23 protein-coding genes are annotated in these 22,100 nt (G+C 30.7%); 13 read left to right on the forward strand and 10 right to left on the reverse strand.

Annotated elements, in window-relative coordinates; genetic code table 11:
* Positions 1-38: 38 nt before the first annotated feature.
* Complete coding sequence (ssb, locus tag RHP49_08170) at positions 39-371, reverse strand: single-stranded DNA-binding protein (GenBank protein ID WNH14216.1); 333 nt, start codon at positions 369-371, stop codon at positions 39-41.
* A 228-nt stretch (positions 372-599) separates the two neighbouring features.
* Here ssb and RHP49_08175 point away from each other — a divergent pair, with 228 nt between their 5' ends.
* From RHP49_08175 to RHP49_08185, 3 genes are all read left to right on the forward strand, one after another.
* Complete coding sequence (locus tag RHP49_08175; protein WNH14400.1) at positions 600-1,082, forward strand: GNAT family N-acetyltransferase; 483 nt, start codon at positions 600-602, stop codon at positions 1,080-1,082.
* A 2-nt stretch (positions 1,083-1,084) separates the two neighbouring features.
* The gene (locus RHP49_08180) at positions 1,085-1,432 is read left to right on the forward strand and encodes a hypothetical protein (protein WNH14217.1); all 348 of its coding nucleotides are present in this window, start codon (positions 1,085-1,087) and stop codon (positions 1,430-1,432) included.
* A 65-nt stretch (positions 1,433-1,497) separates the two neighbouring features.
* Positions 1,498-2,199 (forward strand): hypothetical protein, encoded by a 702-nt coding sequence (locus tag RHP49_08185; GenBank protein WNH14218.1) that lies wholly within the window; start codon positions 1,498-1,500, stop codon positions 2,197-2,199.
* On the opposite strand, the gene RHP49_08190 is transcribed toward RHP49_08185, so the two are convergent.
* A complete protein-coding gene (locus RHP49_08190) occupies positions 2,200-2,667 on the reverse strand; it encodes a CBS domain-containing protein (protein ID WNH14219.1) in 468 nt (155 codons plus the stop codon).
* A 299-nt stretch (positions 2,668-2,966) separates the two neighbouring features.
* Here RHP49_08190 and RHP49_08195 point away from each other — a divergent pair, with 299 nt between their 5' ends.
* Entirely contained in the window at positions 2,967-3,680 is a 714-nt protein-coding gene (locus RHP49_08195) for a hypothetical protein (protein WNH14220.1), read from the forward strand.
* Between the two features lie 68 nt (positions 3,681-3,748).
* Here the strand turns inward: RHP49_08195 and RHP49_08200 are convergent, their stop codons facing one another.
* Entirely contained in the window at positions 3,749-4,267 is a 519-nt protein-coding gene (locus tag RHP49_08200; GenBank protein WNH14221.1) for a hypothetical protein, read from the reverse strand.
* A gap of 433 nt (positions 4,268-4,700) precedes the next feature.
* Between RHP49_08200 and RHP49_08205 the strand changes: the two genes are divergently transcribed.
* The 3 genes from RHP49_08205 to RHP49_08215 all read left to right on the forward strand — a co-directional run bounded on the left by RHP49_08205 (position 4,701) and on the right by RHP49_08215 (position 7,547).
* Positions 4,701-5,288, forward strand: coding sequence for a HupE/UreJ family protein (locus tag RHP49_08205; GenBank protein WNH14222.1), 588 nt, complete (start codon positions 4,701-4,703; stop codon positions 5,286-5,288).
* Between the two features lie 234 nt (positions 5,289-5,522).
* On the forward strand, positions 5,523-5,954 hold the full coding sequence (locus RHP49_08210; protein WNH14223.1) for a dCMP deaminase family protein: 432 nt from the start codon (positions 5,523-5,525) through the stop codon (positions 5,952-5,954).
* Positions 5,955-7,547 (forward strand): S41 family peptidase, encoded by a 1,593-nt coding sequence (locus RHP49_08215; GenBank protein WNH14224.1) that lies wholly within the window; start codon positions 5,955-5,957, stop codon positions 7,545-7,547.
* Position 7,548: 1 nt separating this feature from the next.
* Here the strand turns inward: RHP49_08215 and RHP49_08220 are convergent, their stop codons facing one another.
* The 3 genes from RHP49_08220 to RHP49_08230 all read right to left on the reverse strand — a co-directional run bounded on the left by RHP49_08220 (position 7,549) and on the right by RHP49_08230 (position 9,163).
* Positions 7,549-8,157, reverse strand: coding sequence for an NAD(P)/FAD-dependent oxidoreductase (locus tag RHP49_08220; GenBank protein WNH14225.1), 609 nt, complete (start codon positions 8,155-8,157; stop codon positions 7,549-7,551).
* 121 nt (positions 8,158-8,278) lie between these two features.
* Complete coding sequence (locus tag RHP49_08225; protein ID WNH14226.1) at positions 8,279-8,482, reverse strand: hypothetical protein; 204 nt, start codon at positions 8,480-8,482, stop codon at positions 8,279-8,281.
* A gap of 93 nt (positions 8,483-8,575) precedes the next feature.
* The gene (locus RHP49_08230; protein ID WNH14227.1) at positions 8,576-9,163 is read right to left on the reverse strand and encodes a MarC family protein; all 588 of its coding nucleotides are present in this window, start codon (positions 9,161-9,163) and stop codon (positions 8,576-8,578) included.
* A 188-nt stretch (positions 9,164-9,351) separates the two neighbouring features.
* Between RHP49_08230 and RHP49_08235 the strand changes: the two genes are divergently transcribed.
* The 4 genes from RHP49_08235 (at position 9,352) to RHP49_08250 (ending at position 14,547) form a co-directional block, all read left to right on the forward strand.
* Positions 9,352-9,921, forward strand: a complete 570-nt coding sequence (locus RHP49_08235; GenBank protein WNH14228.1) for a DUF3109 family protein — start codon at positions 9,352-9,354, stop codon at positions 9,919-9,921.
* Between the two features lie 293 nt (positions 9,922-10,214).
* The gene (locus RHP49_08240) at positions 10,215-11,195 is read left to right on the forward strand and encodes a ribonucleotide-diphosphate reductase subunit beta (protein WNH14229.1); all 981 of its coding nucleotides are present in this window, start codon (positions 10,215-10,217) and stop codon (positions 11,193-11,195) included.
* Positions 11,196-11,439: 244 nt separating this feature from the next.
* A complete protein-coding gene (locus tag RHP49_08245) occupies positions 11,440-13,923 on the forward strand; it encodes a ribonucleoside-diphosphate reductase subunit alpha (protein WNH14230.1) in 2,484 nt (827 codons plus the stop codon).
* Between the two features lie 117 nt (positions 13,924-14,040).
* Positions 14,041-14,547, forward strand: a complete 507-nt coding sequence (locus RHP49_08250; protein ID WNH14231.1) for an RDD family protein — start codon at positions 14,041-14,043, stop codon at positions 14,545-14,547.
* 79 nt (positions 14,548-14,626) lie between these two features.
* Here the strand turns inward: RHP49_08250 and RHP49_08255 are convergent, their stop codons facing one another.
* Both RHP49_08255 and RHP49_08260 read right to left on the reverse strand, forming a co-directional pair.
* Positions 14,627-15,490 carry an OmpA family protein gene (locus tag RHP49_08255; protein WNH14232.1) on the reverse strand — a complete coding sequence of 288 codons (864 nt, stop codon included), beginning with the start codon at positions 15,488-15,490 and terminating at the stop codon, positions 14,627-14,629.
* 77 nt (positions 15,491-15,567) lie between these two features.
* A complete protein-coding gene (locus RHP49_08260) occupies positions 15,568-15,864 on the reverse strand; it encodes a pyrimidine/purine nucleoside phosphorylase (protein ID WNH14233.1) in 297 nt (98 codons plus the stop codon).
* Positions 15,865-15,905: 41 nt separating this feature from the next.
* Between RHP49_08260 and RHP49_08265 the strand changes: the two genes are divergently transcribed.
* Complete coding sequence (locus tag RHP49_08265; protein ID WNH14234.1) at positions 15,906-17,675, forward strand: Na/Pi symporter; 1,770 nt, start codon at positions 15,906-15,908, stop codon at positions 17,673-17,675.
* Positions 17,676-17,747: 72 nt separating this feature from the next.
* On the opposite strand, the gene RHP49_08270 is transcribed toward RHP49_08265, so the two are convergent.
* Both RHP49_08270 and RHP49_08275 read right to left on the reverse strand, forming a co-directional pair.
* On the reverse strand, positions 17,748-20,063 hold the full coding sequence (locus tag RHP49_08270) for an inorganic phosphate transporter (protein ID WNH14401.1): 2,316 nt from the start codon (positions 20,061-20,063) through the stop codon (positions 17,748-17,750).
* A 79-nt stretch (positions 20,064-20,142) separates the two neighbouring features.
* Complete coding sequence (locus RHP49_08275; protein ID WNH14235.1) at positions 20,143-21,348, reverse strand: porin; 1,206 nt, start codon at positions 21,346-21,348, stop codon at positions 20,143-20,145.
* Positions 21,349-21,731: 383 nt separating this feature from the next.
* Between RHP49_08275 and RHP49_08280 the strand changes: the two genes are divergently transcribed.
* Positions 21,732-22,082, forward strand: coding sequence for a nicotinic acid mononucleotide adenyltransferase (locus tag RHP49_08280; protein ID WNH14236.1), 351 nt, complete (start codon positions 21,732-21,734; stop codon positions 22,080-22,082).
* Positions 22,083-22,100: the final 18 nt, after the last annotated feature.

Raw genomic sequence — 22,100 nt, forward strand, 5'->3', positions numbered from 1 at the left:
AAAGAGCCTCGTTATAAAATTATAAATAGGTTAAGTTTTTATTTTCCTAACATTAAAAGTTCGTTGCAAACAACTTCAGTAATGTAGCGTTTGTTACCATCTTTATCATCATAACTACGTGATGTTAATTTCCCTTCAATAGCAACTTCTTTTCCTTTGGTTACATATTTTTCAATAATTTCAGCTGTTTTTCCCCAGGCAACCACATTGTGCCATTGTGTATCTGTGATTTTTTCACCTTTATTATTGGTGTAACTTTCATTAGTTGCAATATTAAATTTTGCTAATGTTTTTCCTGATTCTAGATTGATGATTTCTGGATCGTTTCCTAAGTTACCAATCAACTGTACTTTGTTTCTAAGTGTGTTCATAATATTAAATTTATTGTTTAAACAGTTAATACTATCGAGTTCTTATGTTTCGACATGGCAAAGATGAGACAGCGTCCAAATGGTATTCGGTAAATAAATGTTTAAATTCGTTTGTAAATGTTTGTAGTCGTTTGTAAACGGTTAAAAAAATTGTATATTGTTATCTACAACAAATTCAAAATGAAATTTCATATAGAAACAGAACGACTGATTTTAAGATAATTACGCATAACCGATTTAGACGGGATGTTTGAATTAGATTCTGATCCCGAAGTTCATAAATATTTAGGAAATAAACCTGTTAAACAAATTGAAGAATCTCAAAAAATTTTAGAATCTGTGATTAATCAATATAAAGAAAGGGGTATTGGACGATGGGCAGCCATAGAAAAATCTTCGGGAGATTTTATGGGTTGGTCAGGTATAAAACTTAATACAGAATATAATATGAATGGTTTTACCAAATATTATGATGTAGGTTATAGGCTGATTAAACGTTATTGGGGAAAAGGGTATGCAACCGAGTCTGGAAAGGCTTCTGTAAATTATGCTTTTAATATTTTAAAGCTACCTGAGTTATATGCTACAACCGAAATAAGTAACCAAGCATCGCATCATGCCTTGTTAAAAATTGGATTGAAATATGTAGAAGATTTTTACTTTGAACCAGAGCAATTAACCTTACGTTGGTATAAAATTGAAAACAAATAATTATGGGAAAACAATGTTTAGAATGTGGCGAAAAAATTATTGGCAGAATTGATAAAAAGTTCTGTAGTGATGGATGTAGAAATGCATATAACAATAAAGTAAATAAAGACAGTAAAAATTTAATTAGAAATACTAATAACAGACTTCGAAAAAATTACAGAATATTAGAAACCCTCAACCCAGAACAAAAAACAAAAACTTCAAGAGCAAAACTAATTGAAGCGGGTTTCGATTTTAATTATTTCACAAGTATTTATACCACAAAAGCCGGAACTATATATTACTTTGTTTACGATCAAGGGTATTTGCCTTTAGAAAATGAGTTTTATGCTTTAGTAAAACGAGAATAAATATGTTTTTTAGTAACATTTTATAAATCTGATACACAAATTATAAAAACACCTTAATTAGTAATATGTTGCAAAATTCAGAATTTTTAATTCCTACTCTAATAACTATAGCAATAGCTACAATTATTTTTTTGGTTATTTATTTTAGTAAAAAGAATATTATTTTAAGAAAATTATCAAAATTTAAGCCTAAACGAATTACACAATTTAGAACCAATGAGCTAACAAAAGTATCAGGTAAAGTTTTGCAAGTTGAAAAACCTTTTGTTGCACCGTATAGTAAGCGAAAATGTGTCGCTTATATTTTTGAAGTGAAACAAAAAGTAAGTACAGGAAAAAGTTCGCATTGGAAAACATTGGTTAAAAAAGAAGATATACAAGATTTTTTTATTGAAAAAGATGGCGAGTTAGTCATGGTTAAACCATCTCTAGAAAGCAGTAATTATTATAGTTATATGGTTGAAGATAAAAGTGTAAATTCAGGAACATTTAATACGCCAACACCTAAGTTTCAAAACGTTTTAGATGATTTTGGTATTCAAAGTGAGACCTGGTTAGGGTTTAATAAGACCTTGAAATATTCTGAAAGAATTATTGAAATAGGCGAAACTATAACCGTTGGAGGTGTTGCTAAATGGAAAGTGTTAAACGAACCCATTGAAGGATATCATTACAGTAAAATTGCCGCATTAGAAAGTAATGATACGCAGAATCTTATAATTACAGATTTACCTAAAGCTATAGAAGTAAGACGAAGAAATCTTTAATTATTTCCAGGTTTGCCCTTTTAACTTCATGGCGGCTTTAAGGACATCTTTTTGACTTATTTGACCAACCAATTTGCCATTTTCAACTATAGGAAATCGACGTCTTTTAGCATTTAAAAACTTGTTGGCAGCATCAAAAATATTCATGTTACCATCAATAGTTTCTACATTTAAAGCCATGTATTTTTCAATGGTTTTATCTTGCATTGGCATATTGTAATAACGACTTTCACTAATTTGTTTAATACAATCGCCTTCAGATATAATACCAATTAATTCATTCTTTTCATTAACAACAGGACCACCAGATATTCTGTGTTTAATTAATGCCTGCATCACACTTTCAATAGTTTGAGTAGGATTAAACGTAATTAAATCGGTAGTCATATAATCACTAACCTTTAAAGGTGTGTCGTCTGTATTATTTGTTTGTTGCCTTCTAGCCCCTTGAAAACTCTTTATCCCCATGATTAATAATTTAGTAATCTTAAATATAGTTTTTTAATTTTAGAATTCCTAAAAAAATTAATTTTTACATTAAAAAACACGCAACCTTAAACACCTGTTTTTATTTGAATAGTTATATAAATGGTTATTATAATTAAAATAATTAGCATTCTTTTAAGAGTTTAAATGTTAATTTTTTATAGTTTTAGCAATTAAACAAGAAATAAAATGATGAAACAGCCATAATTAAAACTTCATCTTACAGAGGAATGATTATTTGGAGGTTGCATTTGACTATTGGTAACAATTAAAACGAACAAATGAAAAAATTATTAGCATTGCTATTATTGGTGGGAAGTATGCAATTAAGTGCACAAGAAAACACAAATTTATTAAAACATTATGAAGCTTATTATAAGCAAATGAAAACCCAAGGCGATGTGCAAGGTATTATAAATGCGATGACGCATTTAAATGTGTTGGAGCCTTCTGAGGCAAGAAAAGATACTTTGGCATACATATATATGTCTGAAGGTAAATATTCGCAAGCATTAAATACTATTGGTGTAGAAAGAAAATTAGATGATTCTGATATCGCTATTGAGGTAAAGGCCATTTCATTAAAAGCTGTTAAGCAACCTAAAATGGCTATTGGTCATTTTGAAGAAATGTTTAAACGTAATCCAGATGCTAAAGTCGCTTATGAATTAGCAGAACTTAATTTGCAAATACAAAATATTCCGGGAGCAGAAAAACATATTAATTATGGTTTAGTAAATGCGAAAGATGATATGAAAAAAGCGTTTTATGAAACACAAACACCTTACGAGGTTTCTTTAAAAGCTGCTTTTATGTATTTAAATGCATTATGTACTTATAATAAGGATGCAAAAGCAAATATTGATGCTGCTGTTGATATTTTAGATGCGGCATTAAAAACAGCGCCTAATTTTAATTTAATACAATTAACAAAAACAGAATTGTTAAGACAAAAACAGGTTTTACAAGCACAAGCTGCTCAACCTAAAAATTAATAAACATAATAGAATGCAAAAGAGCCGTTTCTGAAATTAGAAACGGCTCTTTTGTTTAAAATAAATGTTTAGGGTTTTTCAATGTTCTGACTATCTTTTTCTAGTTTCTTATTCATTTGAAAATTAAGGTTAGAAAAAGATTCTAAAAATTCTCTTATACTTTCCGTAAGTTCTTTTTTGCTTGTCGTTGATAAGTTTGATAAATTTTCTAGCTTATAAAGCTTTGTTTCTAAAGCTGTAATTCTTGCTAAAGTAGGTTCAGTATTTACCGCATTAGGAATGGTTTGTTTAGAATTTTTTATAAGTACTTTTATAGGATCTTCGTCGTTATCAAAATAACTTAAATCTCCTTTTTTTACATTGGTTGCAATAGTTTGCAATTCGTTGTATTCATTCCAATCTGCAATAGCTTTAGCTGTTTTTTCATCTAAAGTAAATTCAATATAATTAAGTTTAGAAAGGTCTTTTTCTGATATATCTTGACTAATGTTTTCATCTTTATTATCAGGTAAGTTAGTTTCCTGTTTTTGCTTGCAACAGAAGAAAATAACAAATAAACTGAGTGTTGCTAAAAATTTAATATTCATCGGTTTTTATCAATAGTTTTTATTAGTTACATGTAGCATTTAGTTACCTATTATCTTGTTTGTCAAGATTTAGTAACGGGCTTTTTATGTAATTTGTTTAAAAGATGCTTTACAAAGATATAGTAATAGTTGATTTTTTAATTGAACTCATTTAAACTTTTTGGTTTGAAGTGATAATTAGTCGCTTTGTGACCAGTTGAAAACTTTTTTGAGTTGCATAACATCGCTACCGAGCAAAAAAAAAGTAAAAATTGGGTGTAAGTGGACAATTTTTTAGCCTGTTGATAATACTTAAACGGGTTTATTATAAACGATAATCAAATTGAAAATATTATGAATATAATATTGTTTGTTGTTATTTATGATAAAATAAATATGATTTTAAAGACATCTAATTAATTGTATATTTGAGCCACCCTAAATTCAAATTATTATGCTTGAAAATTTCTGGTTTAATGTGCAATATGGTATTAACCATGTGCTTGATGTTAATGCCTACGATCATGTTTTATTTCTTATCGTTTTAACAGTTCCGTATATGTTTAAAGACTGGAAACGTATTTTTTTATTGGCTTCCATGTTTACTTTGGGTCATACGTTGTCTTTAGTTTTAGCGGCATATAATGTGGTAAAAATAAATGCTACAATAATTGAGTTTTTAATTCCTGTAACCATTTTAATTGTTGCACTTTTTAATGTGTTTACAGCGGGAAAAGGGGCGCAAAAAGAAAAAGTAGGGATATTGTTTTTGTCTACCTTGTTTTTTGGGTTAATTCACGGATTGGGATTTGCTCGCGAATTTAAAATGCTATTGGGAGATTCTAATAGCAAACTTGAATTGTTAATTGAGTTTGCTTTAGGAATAGAGATTTCGCAAATTATTATTGTGTTTATAGTCTTGTTTTTAGGGTATATAATGCAAACGATATTCAGATTTTCTAAACGCGATTGGATTATGGTAATTTCTTCAATTGTAGTAGGATTTGCAATTCCGATGATACAGAATCGTTTCCCTTTTTAAAAGAAGCTTCAATAGAATGGATTAAATTTTCGTAAAACTTTAACGAACTTGCGTTGTAATTAAAACACGAACCAAGTATCTTCGTTATATTGTTTTGCGTTAAGGATTGCAGTGAAAATCCTTTTGCTTTTTGCAAAAGATTGTAACGTAAAGCCTGACCCGAATTATTAAATTTTTTCTTGTTAAATCACGAAATTTTAAATGAGGGTAACGCCATAATTAAAAAAAATAATAATGCCAGAAAATAAACAACTTAAGTACGATAAAGCTTATTTAAGAATTGCTCAAGAGTGGGGGAAACTATCGTATTGTAATCGTAGGCAAGTAGGAGCGCTTATTGTAAAGGATAGAATGATTATTTCTGATGGATATAATGGTACGCCATCGGGATTCGAGAATTTTTGTGAAGATGATGAAGGGTATACTAAATGGTATGTTTTACATGCTGAAGCAAATGCTATTTTAAAGGTTGCATCGTCTACCCAATCCTGTAAAGGCGCTACGCTTTATATAACCATGTCGCCTTGTAAAGAATGTAGCAAATTAATACATCAAGCTGGTATTGTAAAAGTGGTTTATAGGCAAGGTTATAAAGACGATTCTGGATTAAAATTCTTGCAAAAAGCAGGGATAGAACTTAAACAAATTGAAGATATAGAAGCCTAAATGCCTTATCAAAAAAAATATTTGCCCTTAATTCTTGGCGTTGCAATTGCAGCGGGTATTTTTATTGGAGGTAAGTTAAATTTTGCCGATTCGCCACAACGTTTGTTTACTAAAAACAGTAAAAAAGATAAGCTTAATAGGCTTATTGATTATATTGATTATGATTATGTTGATGATGTTAATACCGATAGTATTGTTGATGTTACAGTAAATGGTATTTTAGAAAATTTAGATCCTCACTCGGTTTATATTCCTAAAGAAGATATGCAACGTGTTTCTGATAATATGAAAGGCGATTTTGTAGGTATTGGTATTCAGTTTTACACCTATAAAGATTCTATTGCAGTTATTAGAACAACCGAAGGAGGTCCTAGTGAAAAAGCAGGAATTAAAAGCGGCGATAGAATTGTTATGGCAAATGGTGATTCGTTATTTGGTGATAAATTAAATGACGGCGAACTATTAAAAAAGCTTAAAGGCACTATAAACTCTAAAGTAGATTTAAAGGTTTTTAGAAAAGGAGAACCTGAACTTTTAGATTTTAAACTTAAACGAGGCAAAATTCCTTTAAAAAGTGTTGATGCCGCTTATATGTTAACTGATGAATTAGGTTATATTAAAATAAATCGTTTTGCAGAAAGTACATATAGAGAATTTAAAAAGGGATTGGATGAATTACAAAGTTTAGGAGCAACCGAAATTGCTTTAGATTTACGCGATAATCCAGGCGGTTTCTTAGATATTGCAGTGCAAATAGTTGATGAGTTTTTAGAAGAGGATAAACTTATATTATTTACTAAAAATAAACGTGGGAATACGGAGAAAAGCTTTGCGACTGATGAAGGTGATTTTGAAGATGGAAAAATTTATGTGCTTATAGATGAAAATTCTGCTTCGGCTAGTGAGATTGTTGCCGGGGCATTACAAGATAATGATAAAGGTACTATTGTTGGGCGTCGGTCTTACGGAAAAGGTTTAGTGCAACACGAAATGGATTTAGGAGATGGTAGTGCGGTACGTTTAACAGTATCTCGTTATTATACGCCAACGGGACGTTCTATTCAACGACCTTATAAAAAAGGACATAAAGATTATTACGACGAATATTTTGAAAGGATTCAAAGCGGTGAGTTATTAGATTCTGAAAAAATTCAAGTGGTAGACTCTTTAAAATATACGACACCTAAAGGAAAAGTTGTTTATGGTGGTGGCGGTATTATACCAGATGTATTTGTGCCTATAGATAACACGATGCACAATGAAACACTTACTTTTTTACAACGTCGTGGTTTTATTGGTTATTTTGTTTTTGAAGAGTTAGAGAAAAGCCGAAATATTTATCAGGATGTTACTAAACAAGATTTTATAGATTCTTTTGAGGTAGATGACGATATGGTATTTGCGTTTCAAGATTATATAAATGTAAGAACCGCTTCTAAAATTACATTTGTAGCCTATCACGAAGAAGTAAAGCAATACCTAAAAGCAACACTTGCAGATCAATTATATGGTAATGATGCGTATCAAGAAATTTTAAATCAGCGCGATATTATGATTGATGAGGTTATTGAGTTGAGTGTTGGTGAAGAGTAATCTATTCTGTAATTTTATCATGCACCTTAGTATGTTTCCCGTTATTCCAAAGTGTTAAAATATCGGTTGCTACATGTGTGCCACTACCAGAACAAATGGCGAATTGGCTACGCCAACCCGCTAATGATCCAGCAACATATAGGTTGTCTTCAATTAAATGGTCTGTATTTTTTAGCCAAATTCGATCTTTTTCAATAGCGGCTCTTGGGTGCGGTTCTATATAGCTTTCAAGCCCTTTAATAGTTAATAAATTAGTATAACCAACGGCTATAACCACAATTTTAGAAGTGTAGATGTTTTTGTTAGTTGTAATTATAAACACGTCACTCGATTTAGATATGTGACTAACTTTCTCTTTGTCTATTTGTTCAATATGAGGATATAAAGTGGCAAGTTGTTTTTTGCCATTTTCTAAAATAGAAGTACCTGTTGTGCCTGGTTCTAATCCTAGAACATTATTAAACAAAGCAGTTTGTAAATGAGATGTTTTTTGATGTGTGATAATGCCAATACGTTTGTTTTTAGCAAAAGCTTTATTTTTTGCAGAACCTAAAACTAATGCACAAGACATACCTGCTGCGCCACCTCCAATAATTAAAGTATCATACATTATTTAAAAAAGATTCTTTGAGGCTATGCCTCGGGTTTCCCTTGATATTGTCATTCCCGCAGAAGCGGGAATCTAAAGTAAAGAATTTTCGTTTTACTTTTTGAATGAAAAGCAAAATTCTTTACTGACGTCCTTTTACTTTTTGTTCAATACGTTTTGAAACTCTTAAAATAGCCATCATTAATATTACGCAAAGAGATGCTACAATAGTAATTAATGCAACGGTACTTTCGCCTTCAAAAGGGTTGTTAAAATCAACTTTAGTAAAGTTAAAAATCATTAGTCCTAAAGCAACGATACTTATTATAATAGTTAGTGTTTTCATGTGTTTTTATTTGTCCTTTTTTAATGGTCTAGATGTTGTATCTAGATTGTCATTCTTCTGTCTGATTGCATTTATAATAGTGAATGTTTCATTTTATACAAGATTAAATAGCGCTTTAATATTATGAGCAAATAATTTAACAGCAATAGCGAGTAAAATAACCCCAAAAACTTTGCGTATAATGTTTATACCATTGGCGCCTAAAAAACGTTCAATTTTCCCAGAAGTTTTTAATACTGTAAAAATAATAATAACATTCATTAAAACCGCAACAATAATATTTTCTGTTCTAAATTCTGCTCTTAACGACAGTAAAGTGGTTAAACTCCCAGGACCAGCAATTAGTGGGAAAGCTAAAGGAAAAATAGAGGCCGTTAGTGCGGTGTGTTCTTCTTGTTTGTATAAGGTAATACCTAAAATCATTTCTAAAGCAATAAAAAATAAGATAAAAGCACCAGCTACGGCAAATGAGTTTACATCAATACCGATAAGATTTAAAATGCTTTTTCCTAAAAATAAGAAAACAATTAAAATAACTCCAGCAATAACTGAGGCTTTTCCGCTTTGTATATGTCCAACTTTTTTTCGTAAATCAATAACAATAGGGATGTTTCCAATAATATCTATTACGGCAAACAGTACCATAAAAGCAGTGAATATTTCTTTAAAATTAAATTGCATTGTTCTGAGCTTTAAATTGTATCGCAGCAAGCTGCACTTCTGTTGATAGTCATTCTCGCTAAAGCGGGAATCTAAGAAAATAATACATCTAAAATAGATGATTTGAAATTTTCGGCAAAAGTAGCTTATTATCTTAATTAAATTCAGCTAAAGTTAACTATTTTTGCTGCTTACAAGATAAGTAATTTATGTTTCAATTAGGGAAAACCATTGTTTCTGAGGATATTATAGAGAAGGATTTTTTATGCAATTTATCTGCCTGCAAAGGCGCGTGCTGTATTGACGGTGATGCTGGAGCTCCATTAGATGCTGATGAAGCTAAAATATTAGAAGCTATTTATCCGAAAGTAAAACCTTTTTTACGAAAGGAAGGTATTAAGGCTATAGAGTCTCAAGGTACTTACGTAACATCTGAAGATGGTGAGTTAGAAACACCTTTAATTAATGGAGCCGATTGTGCATATGTTATTTTTGATGAAAAAAAAGTGGCACTTTGTGCTATTGAAGAAGCATACAATCAAGGTGAAGTGTCTTGGAAAAAGCCTGTGTCTTGTCATTTGTATCCTATAAGAGTTCAGGATTACAGTGAGTTTTCTGCGGTAAATTATCATAAATGGCAAATTTGTGATGATGCTTGTACACTTGGTGAAGAATTAGGAGTTCCAGTCTATAAATTTGTAAAAGAAGCCTTAATTAGGAAATTTGGCGAAGATTGGTATGCAGAATTAGAAAAAGTAGCCAGCTCTAAAAAAAGTTAGCCAACTCTATTTTAAAATTTAAAACAATCTTTAGTTTTTTTGTTCACTTTTGAAAATTAAGAATCCTTGTTTTATAGTGCTTAAGCGGTTTTCGTTAAATGTAAACACTTGATTTTCAGTATATTATTTTGAGTTAAGATTTTTTGTAATTATCAGAAATTGTTAGGTTTTGTTAAAAACTTGTTGACAATGTTTATAACTATGCCTTTCATTTATGGCTACATTTTCCAATCTTTGTTAACCCGAAATCAAAGCAAATTTTCGTTTAATTTTATTCAAAAAAACAGAAACCAATGTCTCAGGCTATAGAACCCATTCTTCAAGAAAACAAAGATCGTTTTGTTATTTTTCCAATTCAACATCATGATATATGGGAGTGGTATAAAAAGCAAGAAGCAAGCATTTGGACTGCTGAAGAAATTGATTTACATCAGGATCTTAATGATTGGAATAATAAATTAAACGATGACGAGCGTTATTTTATTAAACACGTTTTAGCCTTTTTTGCAGCTAGTGATGGTATTGTAAACGAAAATTTAGCAGAAAACTTTGTGTCTGAAGTACAATATTCTGAAGCTAAATTCTTTTATGGTTTTCAAATTATGATGGAAAACATTCATTCTGAAGTGTATTCATTATTAATTGATACCTACGTAAAAGACGATAAGGAAAAAGATGCATTATTTAATGCTATTGAAGTATTTCCAGCTATTAAGGAAAAAGCAGATTGGGCACTTAAATGGATAGATTCTCCAAGTTTTGCTGAACGTTTAATTGCTTTTGCAGCGGTTGAAGGTATTTTCTTTTCTGGAAGTTTCTGCTCGATATTTTGGCTTAAAAAACGTGGTTTATTACCTGGTTTAACGTTTTCTAATGAACTTATTTCTAGAGACGAAGGTTTACATTGTGATTTTGCAGTGCATTTGCATGAAAATCATATTGTAAATAAAGTGCCAAAAGATAGAATTACACAAATATTAACAGACGCATTAGATATTGAGCGTTCATTTATTACCGAATCGCTTCCAGCAAGTTTAATTGGTATGAATGCCAAGTTAATGACACAATATTTAGAGTTTGTAACTGATAGATTATTAGGTGAATTTGGATGTGATAAAGTTTATAACTCAACTAATCCTTTCGATTTTATGGACATGATTTCATTGCAAGGAAAAACTAATTTCTTTGAAAAACGTGTTTCTGAATACCAAAAAGCTGGTGTGCTTAATAAGGAAGAAGATAAAGATAAATTCAGTTTTGATGCCGATTTTTAATTTAAGAGTATCCCATCAAAGTTTGCTTTGATGTTTCCGTTGAAATTGTCATTCCCATGAAGATGGGAATCTGAAAAAAAACGGGAAGAACTCTTTAATTGAAAAACTAAACTAAATACCATTTTATTAAACTTAACCTAAGTAACTGAATTTTAGCTTGCTACCGTAAAAGCTAAAATGTAGAATAAATAACTAACCTTTTTTCTGAAGGTGTATCAGAAAAAAAAATAAAACCGTGTAAAAAATGTATGTAGTAAAAAGAGATGGCAGAAAAGAACAAATCATGTTCGACAAAATTACAGCAAGAGTACGTAAGTTATGTTACGGATTAAACGAATTGGTTGATCCTTTAAAAGTAGCTATGCGTGTTATTGAAGGACTTTATGATGGTGTTACCACTAGTGAACTAGATAATCTTGCGGCAGAAATTGCTGCAACTATGACTACTGCACATCCAGATTATGCACGTTTAGCAGCGCGTATTTCTGTTTCTAATTTACACAAAAACACTAAGAAAACCTTTAGTGAGGTTATGGAAGATTTACATAAATATGTAAATCCAAGAACAGGTAAAGAAGCACCTCTTTTAGCAGATGATGTATATGAAGTGATTATGGCTAATAAAGAACGCCTAGATTCAACTATTATATACAATCGCGATTTTGGTTATGATTATTTTGGTTTTAAAACATTAGAACGTTCATATCTTTTGAAATTAAATGGACAAATTGCTGAACGTCCACAACACATGCTTATGCGTGTTTCAATAGGAATTCATTTAAATGATTTAGATGCTGCTATTGAGACTTACGAACTCATGTCTAAAAAATATTTTACACACGCTACACCAACATTATTCAATTCGGGTACACCAAAACCGCAAATGTCTTCATGTTTCTTACTTACAATGAAAGAAGACAGTATTGATGGGATTTACGATACATTAAAACAAACGGCTAAAATATCACAATCTGCAGGAGGAATAGGTTTAGCTATTCATAATGTGCGTGCTACAGGAAGTTATATTGCAGGTACTAATGGAACAAGTAATGGTATTGTTCCTATGCTACAGGTATTTAATGATACGGCGCGTTATGTAGATCAAGGAGGAGGAAAACGTAAAGGAAGTTTTGCTATTTATATAGAAACTTGGCATGCCGATATTTTCGATTTTTTAGATTTAAAGAAGAATCATGGAAAAGAAGAAATGCGTGCTCGTGATTTATTTTATGCGATGTGGATTTCAGATTTATTCATGAAACGTGTAGAGGAAGATGGTCCTTGGACGTTAATGTGTCCAAATGAATGTCCAGGAATGGATGAAACACATAGTGAGGCTTTTGAAGCTTTATATTTAAGATATGAAGCCGAAGGAAAAGGTCGTAAAACAATTAAAGCACGTGAACTTTGGGAAAAAATATTAGAATCTCAAATTGAAACAGGTACACCTTATATGTTGTATAAAGATTCGGCTAACCGTAAATCTAATCAGCAAAATCTAGGAACCATTCGTTCTTCAAATTTATGTACTGAGATTTTAGAATATACGTCGCCAGACGAGGTTGCTGTATGTAATTTAGCTTCTATAGCGTTACCAATGTTTGTTAAAAACGGGGAGTTCGATCATAAAGAACTATTCCGTATTACAAAACGTGTTACTAAAAATTTAAATAGAGTTATTGATAGAAATTACTACCCTGTTAAAGAGGCAGAAAATTCTAATATGCGCCATAGACCAATTGGTTTAGGAGTTCAAGGATTGGCAGATACATTTATTCAACTGCGTATGCCTTTTACTAGTGATGAAGCTAAAAAATTAAATCAGGATATTTTTGAAACGCTTTATTATGCTGCTGTAACAGCAAGTATGGAAGAAGCTAAAGCAGATGGTCCATACCAAACTTATGAAGGTTCTCCTATAAGTAAAGGCGACTTTCAACATAACCTTTGGGGGTTAAATGATGCCGATTTAAGTGGTAATTGGGATTGGGAAAAACTACGCAAACAAGTCCTTAAAAACGGTGTGCGTAACTCCTTATTAGTAGCGCCAATGCCTACAGCATCAACGTCTCAAATACTAGGTAACAACGAATGTTTTGAACCCTATACATCTAATATATACACACGTCGTGTATTATCTGGTGAGTTTATTGTAGTTAACAAACATTTACTTGAAGATTTAGTAGAGTTAGGTTTATGGAATGAAGGTTTAAAACAAGATATTATGAGGGCTAATGGTTCGGTACAAGGTATCGATATCATTCCTCAAGATATAAAAGACCTATATAAAACGGTATGGGAGTTAAGTATGAAAGATATTATAGATATGTCTCGCCAACGAGGCTATTTTATAGATCAATCGCAATCACTTAATTTATTCTTAGAAGGCGCAACGATGGCTAAGTTAACATCAATGCATTTCTACGCATGGAAAAGTGGCTTAAAAACAGGTATGTATTACTTACGTACTAAAAGTGCTGTAGATGCTATTAAATTTACTTTAAGCACCACTAAAAAAGAAGAACCAGTAGCTGAGGTTGTAGAAGTTAATGATGTTGCAGTACAACAACAAGAAGCAAAGAAGCAGAAATTAGCGGTTCAAAACGCTGCTAAATTTGCAAAGCAAAATACACCAGAAATAGAGCCTATGACTGCAGAAGAAATGAAAGCGCTTATAGCTCAAGCCAAAGAAGCAGAAGGTGATGATTGCTTAATGTGTGGATCATAAAATAGATATTGGGTTTGTTCCCTCGAAAGGGGGAACCCCAAATTTTTAGAAAAGCATCTCGTAAGGGGTGCTTTTTTGTATTAAAAATACTATATTTATATTCAAACTTAAAAACTAATGTTAGATAATACAATACAAATAACCGAAGATGTTTTAGCTAGCAAAAACATGCGTTTCGTAAATTATATAATAGATTTAGTAGCTCAGTATGCTATTATTTATAGTTTGGCATATTTGTTTTTTTATATTGGAGAGTTTACGGGGTATTATGGATTAGCGGACTTTTGGAATGGTTTATCTAACATTGAAGATTATATAGTGTCTTATACTATTATGTTTATTTACTTTTTTTTAATGGAAGCATTTACTTTTAGAACTTTAGGTAAATATGTAACTAAAACGAAAGTTGTTCTAGATGATGGCCAAGACCCAACTTATCAAGATGTTTTAAAAAGAAGTTTTTGTAGAATGATTCCCTTTGATGCCTTGTCTTTTTTAGGTACTATAGGGAAAGGTTGGCACGATTCTATTTCTAGTACGTATGTAGTTGATATTGGTAGGTTTGAAGCTAAAAAGAAATCCTTTAGTGAATTAGATCAAATAGGTGTTTCTCAAGACATATAATTTTAACAGTATACGACCAAAAACAAAAAAGCATCCTAAATAGGATGCTTTTTGTATATCAATAAATTCAATTTATAATTTAATCTAAAATATCATTTTTCGTAACAGTATTATCATTTTCAGACATCAAGGCGAAAAATTTGTTGATGTTTGGAAGAATAATAATTCTTGTACGTCTGTTTTTAGATCTGTTTTCAGATGAATCATTAGCTGCAATAGGTTGGTAACTACTTCTACCGGCTGCAATTAATTTTTCTGGAGCTACATTGTATTTTTCTTGTAGTTTACGAACAACAGATGTCGATCTTAATACACTTAAATCCCAGTTGTCTGCAATATTTGCAGTTTTTATAGTTCTAGAATCTGTATGACCTTCAACCATAACATCTAAACTAGGTTCAGAATTAATAACGTCGGCTAATTTTTGTAAAATATTATCTGCCTTAGAACTTAATCTATAGCTTCCAGTATTAAATAACATATTGTCAGCGATAGAAATCATAACCACTGTTTCATTAATATTAACAGCAAAATCGTCATTTTCATTCATGTTGCTTTCGTTAATCGTTTTTTCAAGATTAAAAGCAACAGCTAAATTCATAGAATCTTTAAGTGTTTTAGCTTGATTCAATTTGTTAGCATCAACGTTTTTTAACGTTTCGCGCATTTTTACTTTAGTATCATTTGATATTACAGCAACATTACCAACAACATCTAATTTGGTGTCATTCTCTTGTTTAAGAGTTGCTATTTTAGAGTTGTAAACACTTACTCTAGCTTGAATTTTATCAAACTTAGCTTCTAAATCTTCCTTAGCAACTTTTGTTTTTTGTAATTCACTCTTAATTTCTCCATTTTCTTGCTGTAAGGCTACATATTTCTTTTTTGAAACACAAGAGATTGTAAAAATTGTAACTAATAATAAAATCGAAATTTTCTTCATAATAATAACTTTAGGTTTATATCATTTACGTAATGAAACCCAATATAGATTATAAAGTATTTGATTTTTTTTTACTACTATTTATATTGGCATAGATAAGCCGTTTGTTCGGATACTTTTACATCAAATTTTTCATTAGCATCAATCTCATAAGCTTCACCTGCTTTGAAAGTTTTCCAATGAGATGCTCCTGGTAATTTAACGTGCATTTCACCTTCAATTACTACCATCGTTTCGTGTTTAGAAGTGCTAAATTCGTATTCGCCTGCTTCCATAACACCAATGGTAGATTTTCCTGTTGCCGATGTATAACCTAAAGATTTTACATTCCCTTCAAAATATTCGTTTGTTGAAATCATAAATAGTTTTTTCATGGTAAAAATACTATATTTAAATTTAAATACTATAATTATATATGATAAGAAAGTCTTTTTTCTTTGGACTTTTAATTTGTTTGGGTGTTATCCTTTATTTAAATCCAAATTTTAAAACAATTTCAGCAGGAGTTGCAATACTGCTTTTTGGAATGATAATGTTAGAAGAAGGTTTTAAAGTTTTTACTAAAGGACCATTACAAAACATCTTAAAAAAGACCACAAATAAACTTTATAAGAGCATTACTGCTGGAGCCTTATTAACAGCATTAATACAATCTAGTTCATTGGTTTCTGTTATTACCATATCATTTATTAGTGCTGGATTAATTACATTGGCAGAAGGTTTAGGATTAATTTTTGGTGCAAATATTGGCACAACCGCTACTGCTTGGTTGGTTGCTGGTTTTGGACTTAAAATAAAAATATCGGCATTAGCAATGTCTATGCTTGTTTTTGGAATTATATTTTCATTTCAAAAAAAGCCATCTTTTAAAGGTATTGGAAATGTTTTAGCAGGATTAGGTTTTTTCTTTCTTGGGATTCATTACATGAAAGAGGGCTTTGATGTTTTTAAGGAGTATATAGATTTATCAGAATACGCTGTTTCTGGATTTCTAGGGGTGTTAATTTATACTGGATTAGGGATAATTATTACAACCGTTTTACAATCTAGTAGTGCTACTTTGGCATTAATATTAACAGCTTTATCCGTAGGACAGATAGAGTATGAAAACGCATTAGCTTTAGCTATTGGTGCTAATATTGGCACAACCATAACAGCAGTTTTAGGAGCACTTAGTGCAAATAGTGCAGGAAAAAGACTGGCAACTGCACATTTTATTTTTAATGGTATTACAGGCTTGGTAGCCATGACTTTTATATACCCTCTGTCAAGATTAGTAAATAGCTTATCGGAAATATTATATATTTCTACAACAAATTACACTTTAAAGCTTGCATTATTTCATACCATATTCAATGTTTTAGGAGTACTTTTAATGTTACCTTTCATTAAGCGTTTAGAACGCTTTTTATTGCGGTTTTTTAAAGAGAAAATTAATAAGGATGTTGATGAACCCAAATACCTTAATCCCGCGGTATTAAAATTTCCTGGATCTGCTATTTCAGCATTGGTAAAAGAATCACAATATTTATATAAAAATAGTGTATTCGAAATCGTTTCTCATGCCTTAAATATTCATAGAGAAGACATAAAGTCTGAAGAAAATCTTAAAACAATTATTAAAAAATCTAATATTGATTTTAAGACTGATATTCAAGATTTATACTATAAAAAGGTTAAAACCATTTATGGCGAAATTATAAAATATGCTTCAATTGCTCAGAGTACATTGAGTTTAACTAATAAACAAATTAAAGCCATTACGGATATTAAAATTGCGAACCGAAAAATGGTAGAAATAATTAAAGATGCTAGAGAGTTAAATAAAAATATATCATTAGTTTTAAATATGGATAACCAATATTTACAAAACGAATATGATAATTATAGAAAAAAATTAACGAAAGTATTAAGAGTTATTTATTTGTTTAGAACTGAAGAAAATAATGCAGAAAAATATGATGCAAAATTAAAACAGTTAAAGAAAAATGCCAAGTTGAACATCAGGCAAAGTAACAAATCTATTGATAGATTAATAAGAAAAAATTTAATCACGGCCGAAATGGCTTCGTCATTATTTAATGATTATACTAATGTAAATGACATGATTAAAAAATTAATTGATGTTGCCGAATTATTATACGGCAAGGTAGATTCATTAATAGAAGATAATGTGAAAAACTAAAAAACACTTATCAGTAAATAGTTTTACCGATAAGTGTTTTTAATAATATCTATTCTCTTTTTTAGTATTATCTCAACTATTAGCGTTTGGAGTTTCAGTATCTAATATAGTTGCAGGCTTTACCGAAGCGTCATGTGCATTATCGTAAACTTCTAAAAGATTCATTGTCGCATTTAATAAATCCTTTGTTTCAAGTAAAATACTAAAATATAAGGTTGTATTTTTTGGACTAGATTCTTCGTTACGTGTGCGTTCTACTTGTTTTTGTATTTTGTCCGTTACTAAAGAAATTATTTCTGATTTTCTACTTAAAATATTTCCAATTTCTTCAAAAGATCTAGTGTCGAATGCATTTTTAGTATTATTAAATAATATTTCAAAGCGAGCATCAACTTCTTTAAGCTCTTTTATTTGATTGAATTTTAATTTTTTATGATTGTTGTTTACGTGTTTATGACTTACTTTAGAAATGTACTCTAAAGATTGTGTAATATCTTGTAAGTAGCCTAAAATGTTAATATAAAAATCACTAGCTCCAATACTGGATTCATCTAAATTTTTGATGAAATAGAAAACATTATCTCTTAAATCATCAACCTCGGTAGACAATTTAACTATTTGTTTATTATTCTTTTTTAATAGTGATAAATCTTGTTTTGCAAGGCCATTTATAGAATTAGTGTAAATTTTATTGCCTCTTTTTATAACATTTGCAATATTGTTAGCACTCTCTGCAATAACACCTTGAACAGAACTACTTTCTGCTTTTGTTAAGCTATCTTCAGCTTTTACTTGTTTACTCTTTTTATTATGTGCAACATAACTTCTTATTAGTAAAGCAAAAGCAATTACTAAAAGAATAGGGAACATAACAGTAATATTCAAGTTTAATAAATAAGCTACTAAAGCAGCAGCCGAAAAAGCACTAAAGGCAGTAAAAAACCAACCTCCAATAACATTTAATACTCCAGCAACTCTGTAAACAGCGCTTTCTGCACCCCAAGCTCTATCTGCTAAAGAAGTACCCATGGCTACCATAAATGTAACATAAGTAGTAGAAAGTGGTAGTTTGTATGATGTTGCGATAGAGATTAAAACAGCAGCAACCATTAAATTTACAGCAGCCCGAACTAAATCGAAAGCAGGTAATTCAAGTTTCTTGTCTTTAGATATTGCTATTACAGGTACTTCAAATTGTTTTTCAATTTTTGCTTGCCATGATTTTGGTAGCATATATGATGACATTTGAGACATTAATATAGCAGATCTAACAAATCCTCGTGATAAAAAATTAGGTTGAAAACGCTCTTTAGTTTCTCCTTGACTTGATAAATCTAAGGATGTTTTTACTACATTTTTAGCTTTTGTAGAAAACCATAGAGTTAATACCATAACCATACCTGCAGCAAATAATAACAAGTTATTTGTTGGCACTTTTGCTGCTAGTACATCCATTGGGAATTCAGATGCAGAAACACCTGATGCTGTCCAAGCTAAAAACGAATTATAAGCGGCAACAGGTACGCCAATAAAGTTTACTAAATCGTTTCCTGAAAAAGCTAAGGCTAAAGCAAAGGTACCTACGATAATAATTAATTTATAAATATTTGTTTTAGTAAATGCAATTAACGCATAAGATAATAGAGACCAAAAAATGGAACTAATTAATACAATTGGTAATACTTGATTTTCTAAAAAGTCTGTCATTGTTCCTCCACCAAGAATATCAAAAGATTCTTTTGCGTAAGATGTTCCTTTTAAACCTTTCATAAAAATGAAATAGGTAATGGCTGTTAAAGCAAAACCACCAAATAAAGCACCTACCCAGTTAGCCTTTTTTTCAAAATTATAAGATAATAGTAATCTTGAAACCCATTGAACCAAGGCGCCAATGGAAAAAGCGACGACTACCGAGAGTAGTATTCCAAAAATAATGAGTGAGGCTTTTGATGTATTTATATAGTTAATAACATCTCCAAATTCTCCGCCATCATGACCTATTTTAATTAAGGCCATAGCAACTGCAGCTCCAAGTAATTCGAATACAATAGATACTGTTGTAGATGTAGGCATACCTACTGAATTAAAGAAATCAAGCAATAATATATCTGTTATCATGACTGCCATGAAAATAATCATGATTTCATCAAACATAAATTCGCCAGGGTTAAAAATACCCTTTCTTGCTACTTCCATCATGCCACTTGAAAAAACGGCTCCTATGGCTACACCTAAACTAGCAACTATCATGATAGTTTTAAATGATATGGCTTTGGATCCAATAGCAGAATTTAAAAAGTTTACAGCATCGTTGCTTACACCAATAACTAAATCAGCTATTGCTAAAATGGCTAAGGCAATGATCATGTATAAATAAATATTATCCATAGGTCTTAATTGTAAAAGGTCTGCAAATATCATGACAATATATGATTAAAATGTTATGTAATTGTTATATTATAAAAAATTAAAAGTGGATATCAAAACCTAATCTGAAGGTGATATTATCCTTGTTTCCGTCTAGAGTTGTATAACTAATGTCACTTTGTACTTTTAGTTTATGTCCTACTATAAATTTGTTTATGCCAAGCGTATATTGTTCTGTTGGTAATGCGCCAGTAACATTTTCGTAATTTAGAGTAGTAAAACGTGCCGCTATTTCATAGTTACTTTTAAATAAATAACCAGCTTGTAAGTTTAAAGCGTTACCTGTTAAAACAATATCTCCAGTAGGAGTTGTTCCATCTAACTCTGTTGCAACTTCATCATTAGCTGTTCTTTTTGCATATTCGCCCATAAAAGAAAAGCCATTATATTTAAACATAGCATCAGCAAAAATGGTGGTTTGATCTGTTTCGTATATAGAACCATCAGTTCTAATCATATAATCACCTGCAAAGCCTCTTTCTCTTACAGCATCTTGATTGTAGTTATAGGTAAATCCTAACATTAATTTTGGTTTTTCTTCACGTTTCAAGTCAGATTGAAAGTAATCCCCCTTAGATTTAAAGGTTCCAAAAGGAAGAAACTCTATTCGACCAGTATATTGTAAACCGCCTTCATTTCCTTCGGTTACATTACGTCCTTCTCCTTGAGAGATTGCGAATTTTTCACGCATTAAAAAGTTCCCACCTAAATTTGATTTATGACGAAGTTGAATACCTAAGTCACGATCTATATTAAAGCGGCTGTTTAATAACGAACGATCTATTAATTGAAGATTAGCGGAAGACACCACACGTTCTACGTTTCCTGGTAATTTTGTTTGTCCTGCCCAAAGTTCCCAGTTTTTTGCAAAACTCCACATAATTACAGCATCTAAAATATAGCGCGGTGTATTTCTGTTAAACTGATTGGCACCTGATATATCTCTATTAGATAAGCCTAACTCTAATTTGTATTTTAATTTAGGGCTATAAGCAAAACCATCAAATTTTAAACGTGCACGACGAACAATAAAGTTATGATCTGGACTTCCGTATTGGTTACCGTCATGATCCCAAGAAGACATAGATCTAACTTGAAAACGAGGTGCAAATTTCACACTAAAAGAGCTGTCTTTTGCAGTAAAATTGATTAATCCTTTACCAAATGATGTGTCGCTGATTTCTTGTGCATTTAAGGAAGTAATTGCAAGCAGAATTGCTGCAACAAGCGTAAATTTAAGTTTCATTGTATTTATTAGTTTTTGTCGCTGCAAAGAACTAAAACCAATGTTAACTTAATGTTTCCAAATGATTAATTTTATAACAAAAAAAGACTGCCTTGGCCTAAGGCAGTCTCATTAGAAATCATGATAATGTAGTCGACAAAAACTAATAGATTATATGAAATACTAATTGTTTGTCTTAAGACTTTACAAATATCAGAGATATAGGTAATCTTAATGTAACCTCAATATTAAGTAATTATTAATATTCCAATGTTAAATCTTTATATGTAAAATGCTTAAGTACAGTCGGTTGTGTTTTCAATGTTAAATTAATGTTATGTGAATGTTGCTTAAATATTAAGGAATATGTATCTTTGATATATAATGTTAAATCCCCCATAATTATGAAGAAGTTTATTTTATTTTTTGCCTTTTTAATTACTGTGGTATCTTTTGGTCAACAAAAGAGAGATTTAAAACTTAATAAAGAAACCAATTTAATTGATGTTGTTTATTATCATGACAATGGAGAAGTAAGCCAAACAGGGTCTTACACTACAGATGGTAAATTACAAGGTAAATGGTTAAGTTTTAACGCAGAAGGTAAAAAAACAATTTCGGGAAATTATGATAATGGAAAAAAAGTCGGCAAGTGGTTTTATTATACTAATGAAACTATTAAAGAAGTAGATTATAATGCCAATGTTATTGCTGGTTTAAAAGAAACAGACGCTAAAGGCGGAAATGATTTTTAAGCTGAATAAAGGCATAAA

It is taken from the genome of Flavobacteriaceae bacterium HL-DH10 (assembly GCA_031826515.1).
Classification (GTDB): domain Bacteria; phylum Bacteroidota; class Bacteroidia; order Flavobacteriales; family Flavobacteriaceae; genus Thalassobellus; species Thalassobellus suaedae.

What these genes read in the sequence shown, in the direction of transcription:
- ssb (WNH14216.1), bottom strand. Translation starts at nt 371, where the DNA reads ATGAACACACTTAGAAACAAAGTACAGTTGATTGGTAACTTAGGAAAC.
- RHP49_08180 (WNH14217.1), top strand. Translation starts at nt 1,085, where the DNA reads ATGGGAAAACAATGTTTAGAATGTGGCGAAAAAATTATTGGCAGAATT.
- RHP49_08185 (WNH14218.1), top strand. Translation starts at nt 1,498, where the DNA reads ATGTTGCAAAATTCAGAATTTTTAATTCCTACTCTAATAACTATAGCA.
- RHP49_08190 (WNH14219.1), bottom strand. Translation starts at nt 2,667, where the DNA reads ATGGGGATAAAGAGTTTTCAAGGGGCTAGAAGGCAACAAACAAATAAT.
- RHP49_08195 (WNH14220.1), top strand. Translation starts at nt 2,967, where the DNA reads ATGAAAAAATTATTAGCATTGCTATTATTGGTGGGAAGTATGCAATTA.
- RHP49_08200 (WNH14221.1), bottom strand. Translation starts at nt 4,267, where the DNA reads ATGAATATTAAATTTTTAGCAACACTCAGTTTATTTGTTATTTTCTTC.
- RHP49_08205 (WNH14222.1), top strand. Translation starts at nt 4,701, where the DNA reads ATGCTTGAAAATTTCTGGTTTAATGTGCAATATGGTATTAACCATGTG.
- RHP49_08210 (WNH14223.1), top strand. Translation starts at nt 5,523, where the DNA reads ATGCCAGAAAATAAACAACTTAAGTACGATAAAGCTTATTTAAGAATT.
- RHP49_08215 (WNH14224.1), top strand. Translation starts at nt 5,955, where the DNA reads ATGCCTTATCAAAAAAAATATTTGCCCTTAATTCTTGGCGTTGCAATT.
- RHP49_08220 (WNH14225.1), bottom strand. Translation starts at nt 8,157, where the DNA reads ATGTATGATACTTTAATTATTGGAGGTGGCGCAGCAGGTATGTCTTGT.
- RHP49_08225 (WNH14226.1), bottom strand. Translation starts at nt 8,482, where the DNA reads ATGAAAACACTAACTATTATAATAAGTATCGTTGCTTTAGGACTAATG.
- RHP49_08230 (WNH14227.1), bottom strand. Translation starts at nt 9,163, where the DNA reads ATGCAATTTAATTTTAAAGAAATATTCACTGCTTTTATGGTACTGTTT.
- RHP49_08235 (WNH14228.1), top strand. Translation starts at nt 9,352, where the DNA reads ATGTTTCAATTAGGGAAAACCATTGTTTCTGAGGATATTATAGAGAAG.
- RHP49_08240 (WNH14229.1), top strand. Translation starts at nt 10,215, where the DNA reads ATGTCTCAGGCTATAGAACCCATTCTTCAAGAAAACAAAGATCGTTTT.
- RHP49_08245 (WNH14230.1), top strand. Translation starts at nt 11,440, where the DNA reads ATGTATGTAGTAAAAAGAGATGGCAGAAAAGAACAAATCATGTTCGAC.
- RHP49_08250 (WNH14231.1), top strand. Translation starts at nt 14,041, where the DNA reads ATGTTAGATAATACAATACAAATAACCGAAGATGTTTTAGCTAGCAAA.
- RHP49_08255 (WNH14232.1), bottom strand. Translation starts at nt 15,490, where the DNA reads ATGAAGAAAATTTCGATTTTATTATTAGTTACAATTTTTACAATCTCT.
- RHP49_08260 (WNH14233.1), bottom strand. Translation starts at nt 15,864, where the DNA reads ATGAAAAAACTATTTATGATTTCAACAAACGAATATTTTGAAGGGAAT.
- RHP49_08265 (WNH14234.1), top strand. Translation starts at nt 15,906, where the DNA reads ATGATAAGAAAGTCTTTTTTCTTTGGACTTTTAATTTGTTTGGGTGTT.
- RHP49_08270 (WNH14401.1), bottom strand. Translation starts at nt 20,063, where the DNA reads ATGGATAATATTTATTTATACATGATCATTGCCTTAGCCATTTTAGCA.
- RHP49_08275 (WNH14235.1), bottom strand. Translation starts at nt 21,348, where the DNA reads ATGAAACTTAAATTTACGCTTGTTGCAGCAATTCTGCTTGCAATTACT.
- RHP49_08280 (WNH14236.1), top strand. Translation starts at nt 21,732, where the DNA reads ATGAAGAAGTTTATTTTATTTTTTGCCTTTTTAATTACTGTGGTATCT.